The organism is Lysinibacillus telephonicus, assembly GCF_003966145.1.
Taxonomy (GTDB): domain Bacteria; phylum Bacillota; class Bacilli; order Bacillales_A; family Planococcaceae; genus Ureibacillus; species Ureibacillus telephonicus.
Map to the genome: position 1 here is coordinate 1 of NZ_RXNR01000091.1, position 13,518 is coordinate 13,518.

The 13,518-nt window shown below is 33.0% G+C and carries 13 protein-coding genes; 1 reads left to right on the forward strand and 12 read right to left on the reverse strand.

The window, feature by feature from the left end; genetic code table 11:
• Window positions 1-107: 107 nt before the first annotated feature.
• From EKG35_RS18845 to EKG35_RS18900, 12 genes are all read right to left on the reverse strand, one after another.
• Window positions 108-470 (reverse strand): hypothetical protein, encoded by a 363-nt coding sequence (locus EKG35_RS18845; protein WP_126296080.1) that lies wholly within the window; start codon window positions 468-470, stop codon window positions 108-110.
• A 229-nt stretch (window positions 471-699) separates the two neighbouring features.
• Window positions 700-1,110, reverse strand: coding sequence for a DUF4275 family protein (locus tag EKG35_RS18850; protein ID WP_126296081.1), 411 nt, complete (start codon window positions 1,108-1,110; stop codon window positions 700-702).
• Between the two features lie 188 nt (window positions 1,111-1,298).
• Window positions 1,299-1,586 carry a hypothetical protein gene (locus EKG35_RS18855; protein ID WP_126296082.1) on the reverse strand — a complete coding sequence of 96 codons (288 nt, stop codon included), beginning with the start codon at window positions 1,584-1,586 and terminating at the stop codon, window positions 1,299-1,301.
• Between the two features lie 113 nt (window positions 1,587-1,699).
• Entirely contained in the window at window positions 1,700-2,119 is a 420-nt protein-coding gene (locus EKG35_RS18860; RefSeq protein WP_126296083.1) for a DUF4304 domain-containing protein, read from the reverse strand.
• 164 nt (window positions 2,120-2,283) lie between these two features.
• Window positions 2,284-2,715 (reverse strand): DUF4279 domain-containing protein, encoded by a 432-nt coding sequence (locus EKG35_RS18865; RefSeq protein WP_126296084.1) that lies wholly within the window; start codon window positions 2,713-2,715, stop codon window positions 2,284-2,286.
• Window positions 2,716-2,996: 281 nt separating this feature from the next.
• The gene (locus EKG35_RS18870; RefSeq protein ID WP_126296085.1) at window positions 2,997-3,665 is read right to left on the reverse strand and encodes a hypothetical protein; all 669 of its coding nucleotides are present in this window, start codon (window positions 3,663-3,665) and stop codon (window positions 2,997-2,999) included.
• A gap of 509 nt (window positions 3,666-4,174) precedes the next feature.
• Window positions 4,175-5,551 carry a TrkH family potassium uptake protein gene (locus EKG35_RS18875; protein ID WP_281274642.1) on the reverse strand — a complete coding sequence of 459 codons (1,377 nt, stop codon included), beginning with the start codon at window positions 5,549-5,551 and terminating at the stop codon, window positions 4,175-4,177.
• A gap of 76 nt (window positions 5,552-5,627) precedes the next feature.
• Window positions 5,628-6,404: a TerC family protein gene (locus EKG35_RS18880; protein WP_126296087.1), complete on the reverse strand. Its 777-nt coding sequence runs from the start codon at window positions 6,402-6,404 to the stop codon at window positions 5,628-5,630.
• A gap of 390 nt (window positions 6,405-6,794) precedes the next feature.
• Window positions 6,795-8,372, reverse strand: a complete 1,578-nt coding sequence (locus EKG35_RS18885) for a peptide chain release factor 3 (protein ID WP_126296088.1) — start codon at window positions 8,370-8,372, stop codon at window positions 6,795-6,797.
• 388 nt (window positions 8,373-8,760) lie between these two features.
• A complete protein-coding gene (locus tag EKG35_RS18890) occupies window positions 8,761-10,230 on the reverse strand; it encodes a UDP-N-acetylmuramoyl-L-alanyl-D-glutamate--2,6-diaminopimelate ligase (protein ID WP_126296089.1) in 1,470 nt (489 codons plus the stop codon).
• A 6-nt stretch (window positions 10,231-10,236) separates the two neighbouring features.
• Entirely contained in the window at window positions 10,237-11,295 is a 1,059-nt protein-coding gene (locus EKG35_RS18895) for a M42 family metallopeptidase (protein ID WP_126296090.1), read from the reverse strand.
• Window positions 11,296-11,513: 218 nt separating this feature from the next.
• Window positions 11,514-12,905, reverse strand: a complete 1,392-nt coding sequence (locus EKG35_RS18900) for an aldehyde dehydrogenase (RefSeq protein WP_281274641.1) — start codon at window positions 12,903-12,905, stop codon at window positions 11,514-11,516.
• A 172-nt stretch (window positions 12,906-13,077) separates the two neighbouring features.
• On the opposite strand from EKG35_RS18900, the gene EKG35_RS21085 reads away from it, so the two are divergent.
• On the forward strand, window positions 13,078-13,233 hold the full coding sequence (locus EKG35_RS21085; RefSeq protein WP_185807824.1) for a hypothetical protein: 156 nt from the start codon (window positions 13,078-13,080) through the stop codon (window positions 13,231-13,233).
• Window positions 13,234-13,518 lie beyond the last annotated feature (285 nt).

Consider the following 13,518-nt stretch of genomic DNA (forward strand, 5'->3'; position numbering starts at 1 on the left):
TCGACACTTTAACAGTAGAGTGACTTGGGGTGGCTGGCAAGTCTATTTTTTTGCACTAAAAAAGTGCTAGACTCTGTACAAATTCGTTGCACTAGTCTGCACTTTTATTATGCAATACACAGTTGTAAAGTTACTGGTAAATTGGAGAACATATTTTTATCTATAATTCGTTTAACAATCTTAGCAGTTGGAATTACCTCGTGTAATAAATCATCAGCAAATTCAATAATACTATCATTTTGTTGCTTAGTTAATTCTTCGCCAGTTAGTATATATAAATAAAGTACATTATGTATTTCATCTTTTAATTCATTTTCGTCCATTAAGTTATAAGGAGTTAACTGCTTCTCAGAATCATTTAACGCCCTACGTTTATCTTCAATAATTAGCAAACAAATTTTAACACTATTATGAACTACTTCAATTATTTCTAAGTCTCTCATCCGTAATAAACGAATAAATCGAAACATCTAATCACCCTTACGTTTTTTTTAGTATCAAATAACGACTCATTTGATAACCAGTTTTAATTATATTTCTTCACAATATCTTTTTATTTTTAACAAAAATAATCATTTTTTCGGAAGTCGTTACTCCACAATCATGGCTCTTTTTATGGAGAAAAGCACACTTCTTGTTACAGAATCGCGTACGATTGCTGAGTATAAGATTTTACTTTTATTTGAACAAAACTATCACCTAAAATTTCTGAATAAAATAAGGACCAAGATCACTTTCATGTGTAATAATAAACGTCCATTTATAATTCCAATCCATTATATATATGTCGCAATAATCCATATCATATTTATCATATGGAAGTTCTTCTACTGTAAGTGTTTTAGCATTTTCAAGAAGATAAGCTTCATCTATAAATTGATAAAAGATAGTACATTTAAATTTTGATTGCTTATTAAAGGCTGCTATCGCTTCATCTTTCTCAAAACATTTAACTTTTTCCCAACTACATAAATGCCACAGGAATCCATCCATCCCAATCAATTTTTGTTCCGCATTTGTAAGATGTCTAGCAAAGCTTTCACGCCATTGCTCACGTAAGTAGGTTCCCCATTTCGGAATTTCCACTACCTTTAATTCTTTAAATCTCAATTAATTACCCCCTTAATTTTTCCTAAAACAGCTTTGATAATATATTTTCTCAAAATTATATACCAAATTTTAACATAAACATCTAGTTTTGTTTAAGTAGCTTTATTCAATTAAATAGCCCTATAACTGAAAAAGGCACAATTCCTCTGAAAGAATTACACCCTTTTTTGGAATAAACCATGTTGGTATTAATAATATACTATCTTTTTTTCTTTTAATTGAGGATTCCTGATTAATTTAGCTTTTGCGATTCCTCTTTTAAATCTTACATTGTTTAACCACTCAACAAGTGCATTTGCGTCATAATTAGGGTGAATTCTTTTCCCATTTTCTAAAGTCCAATATTCTGTATTCTTTTCTTCATCAAAAATCCACTCTATAAAGTCCCTCTGAATACAGTTTATCTTCCTAATTACTTTTGTTGAACAGGAAATGTATTGAATAAAATTGTCACCAAGATTGATTTTAATAATCATAAGAGTTTCTACTCCTTAAAATCGTTACCGTTTATTTCATATACACGTCCCATAATGGAATAACTAAAATAAAATTTTATTTTTCAAAGTAAATTAGTCCTTCTTTCACTAACTCACTCAATTAATAAATTCATAATCCATAAACGGTCAGTAATTTTTAATAAATCTACAACGTAGGAAGCCACTTCCTCAAAATCCTCTTCAGATTTTGCATTCTCAAAACTAAACCATATACCATCTTCATCTTTTGATTTGTCTCCTAACCTAAATCGTTCATTTATATCATGTGCAGTGACTTTGTTAGGCGGTACTAGCTCTCCCCAATATGTCGTTACTCCTTCAACTGAACAAGTCGCCAACTCAACCACAAATGAACCATCCCACCTATTGAATTGAAAAGTAATTAAATCTATATTGTCTTTATTCTTTCTTCTAAAGTGAGGTAATGAACCTTTAAACCCTTGTTGTCTTAGAAAAGGTATTACAACTTTTTTTAAAGCATTATTCATCATTTCTCTTTCATCTGATGCCACTTTTCTGCTCCTTTATGTATTCATTACTCAGATACCGGTTTAATTTTATCGTTTTTGCTTTTATTTATAAATGATTTGTTCTTCTCTAGGCGTGTTCTTCAATCTAGCCCAAAAGCTAAAAGAGCGCCAATTCCTCAGAATGGCGCCCGATTATTGAATCTATTTTAATCATTAAGATTACTTTCATAAGGATTTGCATATAAATCTACATCAAACTCGGCTTCGATGCTTGAAGCAAATTTTACTATTTCTTTATTCAAATATAACGTAGGTGTATTTCCATTTTCTATTATGATAACAATAAAGAATTTACACTCTAAAGAATAAGCATCTTTAATTTCATTAATTGTTAATGATTTATTTTGTAATTTATCTACAATTTCTTGGAGTTGCTTATTAACGTCAAGTGAATCTTGATAGTCTGTTCCCAAATCCCAACTTGACTCTTTCCTATAACGATTCGTTGAACGATTTGGAATTAAATCACCTTTTTTATAGGTTCCAGTAGGTATCACTTTTAACCTTTCCGTAACCTCATCTATTGGAAAGTCTTCTCCATATAAGCTGAAATACACCTTTACTTGTGTTTTATTCAAGGTTAATTTCACCTCCACATTAAGCGCCCTATCTGTTTATACATACAATAGTACTCTTATTTCTTCTTGTACTAACCTGTTTTTATATTGAAGTAACTTCTTCGTAATCTTCATGTAAATGCTAACATAAATATTCAATTTTTGAGTGTTATTTCAATTAAATGGCCCTCTCATAAAAAGAACAGATCCATACTCTTGAAATGTGCCCGATTGTTAAATATTATTAAGCTAATCTTATTGAAGAAAAGTACCATGTTCCCTGAACAGGACATATTTGATTATTAATTAGAAAATTCATGATAAAGGTCACTTAAACTTTGTACATCTTGTTCAATAGAATTTAGGAATGGTTCTTTCATTTTTAAAATTTCATCTTGGTCAGTTAGGAAATTAATATTTTCTACCTTAATCAACCAATTACTTTTCATCACATTATGAATAGAATTAAAAAGTTGATTAACTTCTTGAAGTAGCATTTTATCTTGGTTGTTAAGTTGATTAGTAATTATCTTATTTTCTAAAGAATCAAAATAAAAGCGAAAACCATTAGTAGTAAATAAGTTACCCAATATTTGATATTGTTTTTCGGAACCTACAATATATCCATTATACCCATATTGTTCATCCTCTTTTGGAACAATATAATCCGCTGTTAAAACTGCCTTATGTAATGTTTGTACCCATAAACTCCATTCATTGCTAGCTTTTGCTGTTAAAGTCATTGCCTCATCTTTAGACATGCTTTCAACTTCATTTAAACTTTCTAAGGTATTTTGTAAGTCATCTGCATCATATTGGTGAAGGCTTTCTATAAAATTAACATTGGATTTATTTAAATATATCTCTTTTGTCCAATCAATTTCTTTTTGATATTGATAAGTGAAGGTTATTAAAGTAAAAACTAATAGCATTAGAACAAATATTCCAATTTTTATTTTTATATTTGACATTCATTACACCTCATATATGTACTTACAACCAGTTTCCTTTTAAATTTTACCCAAATCAAATTACTGTTAAAATTCATAATGCTTTATATTCAAATTCATCACTCTTAATTATATTTAGGTGAGTTTGTCCAATTTAGTTACAAAAATCCTTATTCACGAAAATGGCTCTTAAAAGGAAAAAGCGCATCCCTTATTCCCTGAATGCGCCAGATTCTGGAATATAAAATAGTGATTACTGTCTTTGCTTGTTCTACTAAAGCATTCATTACTTTAAGTATATTTCTTCACAATCTCACTTAAACTTTAACATAAACATCCATATATCTTATTTAGTGTTATGCCATAAAATGGCCCAATTGTTGAATAGAATGAATTACATTTTTCACCGTTTTAAATACTGAAATAAAATAATTACTTCAAGTTAGATTAAATAATGTTTAAGCCGCAAAAAAGGGGTTAGATGACTAGAAAACATCATCTACCCCCTTAATTTTCAGGCACTTTTTAATTTACCCAATAATAACACGCTCTTTAGGATATCGATATGGAGGTTTATCGGCTTTACCTCCGAGTGTATATAGAAATGAAATTAACCCAACACGTCCGATAAACATTAATGCCATTACAACAAATTTTCCTTCGGTAGATAAATCACTAGTAATTCCGAGAGACATTCCTGATGTTCCGAATGCGGAAGTAATTTCAAAAATAATTTGTGTAGTTGTGGCATATGGTTCAGTTATTAATAAAATCATTGTTGCAATCATGACCATAAAGAAAGCTAATATAATGACAACGTATGAACGAAAAATATCAATTAAGTATATTTCTCGACCAAACAATTGAATTTCCGTTCTTCCATTTGCGAAATTATATAAAAATAAAATAGCTAATGCAAATGTAGTCGTTCGTATACCGCCACCAACAGAACTAGGTGAAGAACCGATAAACATAAGAAAGCTTAAAAAGATATCTGTCGCTTCACTAAAAGAAGAAACATCATAGGTCGTTAAGCCTCCAGATCGTGCAGAAACAGAATGAAACATGGCAGTAAAAAGCTTTTCATGCCAAGGCATCCCGCGAAATGATTGAAAAGATTCTATTAGCAAAATGACAACCGTTCCAACTACCATTAAAATACCATAGGTTGAAGTTGTTATTTTAGTAAATAGGCTAAATCTAAATGCTTGATCTTTTCGAAGTAGAAAATTTTTTATTTCAATTAATACTGGGAAACCAATTGCCCCAAGCATGATAAGTATCATCGTGATAAATTGAACAAAATAATCACCATGAAACGGCTTCAAGCTTTCCCCCGTTATATCAAAGCCTCCATTTGTTGTAGCAGATATGGAAGCAAATACTCCATGTTCTATCGCTTTTCCCCATGTTTCGAAATATTGATGAAAATGAATTGAAAGAATAAGTGCACCAACAGCTTCAATCATAAATAGAATTTTAACAATTTCTTTTAATAATTGTACTACTCCAGATATGCTGTATTGATTATGATCAATCATTATTAGCTGTCTTTCTCGCATACCTATTTTTTTCCCGGTAATAATCCATAAAAAAGTTCCCAGTGACATAATTCCAATAGCACCAAGCTGTAAAATAACAAGTAATACAACAATGCCAAAAGGGGTAAACGTTGCATTAATATCAAATACCGTTAATCCAGTAACACTAACAGCACTTACTGCAGTAAATAAACTATCAACTAGTGATACTTCTTTCCCTTCTTGATATACAGCGGGAATTCTTAACAATAAAAAGGATGTAGCGATTGCTATAAAATAATAAGATACAAGAAGTTGAAATGGTGTTATTACTCTTTTCCCTCTTGTCTTGGTGGTAGTCATCTTCTCGCCTCTTTTATATAAAATATTGAACTTTTATTAGTATAAGGAAAATAGACATAAAAATAAAGAGGGCCAGTTTCCTGTCCCTCTTAGTTTATCTTTATTGTTCTGTAATATGTTTTTTCTTTTTCACAACACTAAAGAAATATCCACCTAGAGCGATTGCAAGTAATACTCCCCAGAAGATAATCTCCCAAGTAGTTGAATGTGGGAAATCATGCGGAAGAACGCCAACTCTATCATGAGATAATGTTAAAACGACTAACTTCACTCCTACCCATCCAACAATTAAAAATGCTGCTGTTTCTAATTCCGGGAAGTCGTTTAGTATTTTTACAAACCATTGTGCGGCAAAACGCATTAGAATCATTCCAATAATACCACCGAAGAACATAACACCAAACTGACCTGCATTAATTCCACCTATATGGAAATTTCCAATCTCAGGTAATGTAACAGCAATTGCAACCGCCGCTAACATTGAGTCAACAGCAAAGGCAATATCTGCAAGTTCTACTTTTAACACAGTCGCCCAAAATCCTTTGCCTTTTTGGGGCTGATCTTCAAGCGATTCATCATCTTCCTCAGTCTTTTTAAATTTCTGTTCATATATATTCTTAATCGAAATAAATAATAGGTATGCGGCACCGATCGCTTGAATTTGCCAATAATTCACTAAAACTGTAATTAAGAATAATGCAACAAAACGGAAAATAAATGCACCTACTAAGCCATAAAATAGTGCTTTCTTTTGTTTTTCATGTGGTAAATGCTTTACCATTACTGCCATTACTACCGCATTATCTGCAGCTAATAGGCCTTCTAATACAACGAGCACTACTAGTACCCAAGCGTATTCTAAAATAATTCCTTCCACAAAATTTTCCTCCTTACCTTCTGTATGCCCATTATAAGGACATTTTAAAAAACTAATTTTGTACAGAAACTCTTAGCTTTTAGACAAAAGAAAAGACCTCTGCCTATTTTTAGGCAAAGGTCTTGCTAAGCAATAATAATGGTGTTCAGAACAAAATTGTCTTGAACCCTCGACACCATGCTTCCACATCCGATGGCTATAACCATGTAATGACGAATGTGAAGTAAGTATTTTACAATACTTATAGCTACTCCCCTTTGACAATTGTCAAATGGTTATTCAATTTTCTGTGTTGTAATTATAACATAGAAAATGCCAAAAAAACAGTTTTATTTATAAACGAGTATAATATCCCCTGTTTTAAAACGCCTAAAGTCCTACTTTATTATTTTACAATAAACTATATAGTTTTATATGCTCATTTTTCTCTGCGAACCAACGCATTGCAAATTCATTTTCAAATAAAAATACAAGATTGTCAAAGCGGTCTTTCACTAACATAGATCGTGCTGAAGACATTGACTCCTTAACATCTTCTTCGTTTTCAATCCATCGAGCAATTTTTGATCCGATTGGCTGCATTTGCACTTCTACATTGTACTCATTTTTCATACGGTGCTCAAAAACTTCAAACTGTAATTGACCTACAGCACCGAGAATTACTTCCTCAGTATGCAATGTTTTATAATACTGGATTGCTCCTTCTTGAACTAATTGCAAAATACCTTTATGGAACTGCTTTGATTTCATGACGTTTTTTGCTGTTACTCGAACGAAAATTTCAGGTGTAAATTGGGGTAGTTTTTCAAATTGAAACGACTTCTTGCCGCCTATAACAGTATCTCCAATTTGATAAGTACCAGTGTCATAAAGTCCAATAATATCGCCCGCCACTGCTTCATCTACAGTTTCACGATCATCTGCTAAAAACTGCGTAGATTGTGAAACTTTGAATGATTTTCCTGTACGAGCTAAAGAAATGTTCATACCTCTTTCAAATTTACCAGAAACGATTCGAACAAAGGCAATACGATCTCGGTGTGCCGGGTTCATATTTGCCTGAATTTTAAAGATAAACCCAGAAAAATCATTATGTTCAACTGGATCAATAAACTGCTCATCCTCTGTAAGTCGAGGTTGTGGAGCAGGTGCGAATTGCAAATATGTTTCCAGGAATGTTTGGACGCCAAAGTTTGTTAATGCCGAACCAAAAAATACAGGTGTTAACGCTCCACGGCGAATTTTTTCTTCTGAGAAGTCATTGCCAGCTTCATTTAGAAGCATAATATCGTCCATTGCTTGAGTATAATAAGATGTTACTTTCATTGGATGGTCAATTGCTAGTTCACCATCCTCATCAATCGGTAAAAAGCGTTCAGTTTCATCAGTACGGAATTGTTCGATTCGTTTATTATAGCGGTCATAAATTCCTAAAAACTCTTTTCCCATACCAATAGGCCAGTTCATAGGATATGCATTAATACCAAGTACTTCTTCTAGCTCTTCAATTAATTCCAGCGGCTCTTTCCCTTGACGATCCAATTTATTAATAAAGGTGAAAATTGGGATACCGCGCATACGGCAAACTTTAAATAATTTTAAAGTTTGAGCCTCAATCCCTTTGGCAGCGTCGATTACCATGACTGCACTGTCTACAGCCATTAACGTACGATACGTATCTTCTGAGAAATCTTGGTGTCCAGGTGTATCAAGAATATTTACCCGGAATCCTTGATAATCAAATTGCATAACTGATGATGTTACAGAAATACCACGTTGTTTTTCAATTTCCATCCAGTCTGAAGTAGCAAATTTACCTGTTTTTTTCCCTTTGACAGTACCTGCATCTCGAATAGCACCGCCAAATAATAATAGCTTTTCAGTAATCGTCGTTTTACCAGCATCAGGGTGAGAGATAATGGCGAAAGTACGACGAGATAATATCTCTTTTTCTAAAGTTGATGTCATTTTTTCCGTCTCCTTTTTTCATACCTTTCCTATAATAAAAGAACTTGCGCTATTCACACAACCATTTTATAGAGGTTCATCAAAAATATGAATTGATGAAAAAGTAAATTATGTGTGTCTTACCGTGTTCAACATTTTAGTTAACAGTATAAGTTGAAATAATATTTCTTCTTTTGATACGACTTTTATTTGATAAATAAAGCTTTTCTTTTTTGGCATAGCCGCTAAACTATATGATTGAAATATTTCGCAATTAGACGATCTATTTTTCAATTATCCACTTTTATGAAAATCTATTCAAATAGCAAAAAGAATCCGCTGCACTCCAGTAAAATTGAGCGGATTCTTTTTCATTACCATGTATTTTCGCTATTTAAGCGAATTTTTATTAAACGAATTTTATACGCCCTGCTTCTACAGCGATTTCAGCATCACTATGTGGAAGTTTCTTATTGCCGATAATTTGGTAATCTTCATGTCCCTTACCAGCAAAAATAATAATATCGCCTGGTTCTGCAACAGAAATTGCATGGCGCACGGCTTCTGCACGATCACCAATACATGCATAATTTTCATGCTGCATTCCTTTTGCTAAGTCACCTGTGATACTATCATATTCCTCAAATCTTGGATCGTCTGTTGTTAATATAACATAATCTGCTCGGGAAGCCTTTTCCGCCATTGCTGGACGTTTGGATTTATCTCTGTTACCGCCCGTTCCTATTAAGAAAATTAGTTTATTTTCTGGTTTTTTATATGGCAATGCTGCATTAATTGCTTTTTCAATAGCATCTGGTGTATGTGCATAATCGATGAAAATCTGTAATGGTAAATCCGTTTTCACTCTCTCCATACGTCCTCTTATTGGTGCTAAATCTTCAATAAGCTCAATAATTACGTCTATTGCTATTCCTTTAGCGTAAAATACCGCAGCTGCCGCCAATACATTGTATACATTAAACTCGCCAAGCAATTTCATGGAAATCGGAAACTTTCCTTCTGGCGTTATCATATCAAATGTTGTCAAGCCGTCTTCATAACTGCAATTTTCAGCACGGAAGATTGCATCATTTTTTAATCCATATGTCCATACTGGGTAAGAAGTCATCTTTGCATATCGTTCAGACCAAGGATCATCAGCATTTAATACAACATATTTATTTTTTGTAAAGTCCTGTCCAAGTTGAGAGAATAATAATCCTTTTGCGTTCCCGTATTCTTCCATTGTTCCATGGAAATCGAGGTGATCATGGGTTAAATTAGTGAATACCGCAACGTCATAATCCACACCAGCTAATCGACCTAATGCTAAGCCATGTGAGGAAACCTCCATGACCATTGTACGACAGCCTTCCATTTTTGCACGGAAAATCATTTGTTGCGTACTTAGCGCATCATTTGTTGTATTAGCAGACTCATATAATACACCATTTAGTTCAAATCCAATTGTTCCTGATAAAGCCGATCTTTCACCCATTCCAACAAGCATATGATGAATAATCCCAGAAACACTCGTTTTTCCGTTCGTGCCTGTTACGCCAATCATTGTAAGATCATTTGAAGGGTAGTCAAAAAATTTAGCTGCAAGAAGTCCAAGTGCACGATCTGTATCATTAACTATAACTTGTGCTACTTCTCCATCTAATTGTAATTCATGATCAGCAACAACAACTGTTGCTCCAGCATCGACCGCTTTTTGTGCAAAATCGTGTCCATCTACAGTGTAACCTTTAATACAAATGAATAAGCTCTTTGGTTGAACACTTCTTGAATCAATTGAGATATCTTTTACTGTATTAGGTAACTGCCCAATAACCGTTTTTAATGGAATAACACTTAATAACTCTTCTGTATACATACTAAATTAATCCTCCGAATCCATTGGTGAAGTTACATAAACATATAACAAATGGGCTGTTGCCCTTAATGAGTCAACATGTGTCCGCTCATAAGCGTGTGAAGATTCAATTCCAGGTCCAAATAATGCATGCTTTACATCAAAACCTGCACGAATCGCAGCAGATGCATCTGAACCATAATAAGGATAAATATCAAGCTTATAATCGATATTGTTGCTTTTTGCCAATTCAACAATTTGACGTGTTAACTCATAATGGTAAGGTCCACTTGAGTCTTTTGCACAAATTGACACAGTGTATTCATCCGAGCTTTGACCGTCACCAATTGCCCCCATATCAACAGCTATATATTCTACAACTTGATTAGGTATATTCGAATTGCCGCCATAGCCAATTTCTTCATTGTTTGAAATATAAAAATGAGTTGTATAAGGAAGTTGTATATTCTCTTCTTTTAAATACTTCATTAATTGCAATAGAAGTGCAGTACTTGCTTTATCGTCTAAATGACGTGATTTAATAAATCCTGATTCAGTTTTCTCGAATCGTGGATCGAAGGATACAAAATCTCCTACCTCTATGCCAATTTTTCGAACTCCTTCGGCATTGTTAACTTTTTCATCAATCCGCACTTCGATATGATTTTCGTCTCTCTTCAGCTCTCCAGCTCCGCGATATACATGAACAGTTGTTTCATGCATTAAAATTGTACCGCGAATTTTTTTGCCATATGCCGTATGAACGGTGCAATATTCTCCCTCTACTGCATTCCAATTGAAGCCTCCAACCATCGTCAGCTTTAATCGACCGTTCGCCTTTATTTCTTTTACCATAGCACCCAGCGTATCTGTATGGGCTGTAAGAAGTCTGTGGACGTTGTTATTTTCACCTTGAAACGTGGCTATAATTGCGCCTTTATTAGTTTTTTTATACTCAATTCCTAGGTCATGTAAATAAGTCCCAATAAATTGCATAATTGATTTTGTAAATCCAGATGGACTTGGTATATTTACTATTTGGCCTAATAGATCAACTGTATCTTTTTCATTAAATACATTTTTCATCAGAAAGCCCCCTCAACCTTCTTAATAATATCAAAATTCGTCAATTATCGACAGCCAGTAATTTTTATGTACCATAAAAAATTTCAAACTATATTATCAAATATTTATAAATAATTATATATATTCATTATTATAGCACTCCCTATTAATGGGTTGTAAAAAAATTAAATACGTAAAAAGCCCCGAGCAATTCAAAAAAGAAATACTCGGGCATCTTATTATTTTAACATTTTTCGAACTAATTTCACCTTTTGTTTATAAGGTGGGAAGAGTAGATTATTTGCTAATTTTGAGGATCGCTTCATTATTGATTTTGCATGGGTAAAGTTTTCAAAACTCGCTTTACCGTGGTATGCATTTACTCCAGATGATCCAACGCCTCCGAATGGTAAATAAGGATTTGCAACATGTGTAACTGTATCATTGATGCAACCTCCACCAAAAGGAAGTTCCTGTAAAAAGAAATCAATTGCTTTTTTATTTTCAGAGAAGAAGTAAGCAGCAAGCGGTTTTGGAAGTTTTCTAATTTGATGAATAGCCATATTTAAATCCTCATAAGAAATAATCGGTAGAATTGGTCCGAAAATTTCATCTTCCATAATAGGGCTATTCCAAGAGATGTTTTCTAAAATAGTTGGTTCAATATACAAATCCTTTTTATCTGTTCTACCGCCAAATGTGATTTGATTCTTTTCTGCTTCCAATAACTCTTGTAGTCGGTTAAATTGACGTTCGTTTATGACACGTCCATAATCCTTGCTTTTTTGGGCATCTTTCCCATAAAATTGTGTAATCGTTTTCTTCATGATTTTCATAAATTTGTTATAAACTGACGCATGTACAAGTACATAGTCAGGTGCTACACAAGTTTGGCCAGTGTTATTAAATTTCCCCCAAACAATGCGTTTTGCAGCTACTTCAAGATCAGCCGTTTGGTCAACAATCGTCGGGCTTTTTCCACCAAGCTCTAAAGTAATCGGCGTTAATTTTTCAGATGCTGCACGCATAATTACTTTCCCAACAGCGACACTACCTGTAAAGAAAATATAATCAAATGAAGCATGGATGAGTGCTGTTACCTCTTCTTTTTCACCTTCAACAACTCGCACATATGAAGTATCGAATGTCTCCTCAATAATTTTTTTGATAATTTTAGCTGTGTGAACTGCGGTTTCAGATGGTTTTACAATCGCTGTATTCCCACCAATTATGGCACCAATGAGAGGTTCCATTACTAATTGAAATGGGTAGTTAAAGGGACCAATAATTAAAGCAACACCATAAGGTTCACGCACAATAAAGCTTTTAGCAGGCTGAAAGTGAAGAGGAGTTTTTACTTCTATAGGTTTAGACCAATCCTCAATATTTTTAATCATATATTGAATGCTATCTAGTACAATACCAACTTCATTCGAATATGCCTCAAATTCACTTTTATGCAAATCCAGGTTTAATGCATGCAGTATTTCATCTTCATAATGTTTTATTTTTTGTTTTAGTTTTAATAGTTGCTTTTTTCGAAAATCAATTTCTCTCGTAAGTCCTGTAAAAAAAAATTTTTTTTGCTCTTCAATCATTGATTCTACTACTTCTACGGTAAAACTAGCCACATGATTCCCTTCTTTCTAATACATAAAATAATTTTATTTGTTAATAATAACTATGTACAATCTACTACAATTTGATCTTTTGTTCCTTCTTTTTAATTTAAAGTGTTTTACATAACACGAAATTGTATACGAAGAATGGAAGTAAGGTCAAAAATTTAAGGGGGCAATTTTTATGATTTCGACTCATACTTGGTGGGAAGCAATTTTTTCAGGACCATTGTCTATTGGATTAAATGAAGAAAAAGTGCATCAACTAGAAGACGAATCTTTTTTATTCTTAACGGAAGAAGAACAATTGCCACAAGAACTTGAAAATCAAAGTGAATAAAGAAAAGAAACTTTAGGAATTTAATATTTTCCTAATCAAAACAACACTCCTTCAAAAGGAGCGTAATGAAAAATTATTAAAAGGACTGTTTATCGAATAATTTCGAAAAACAGTCCTTCTGATTGTCAAAAAAGCAAAGGTTATTAATTTCATCTTCCTGAGATTATCACTAGTGTTGCATAAATAGTGTCATAATTTTCAGTTTACTCACCTTCCCTGTTTAGAGGCAAAAAAGTAAATACCCAATCAAAGGTGTCCCCATCCATTTGGAAATTTATTTACAAT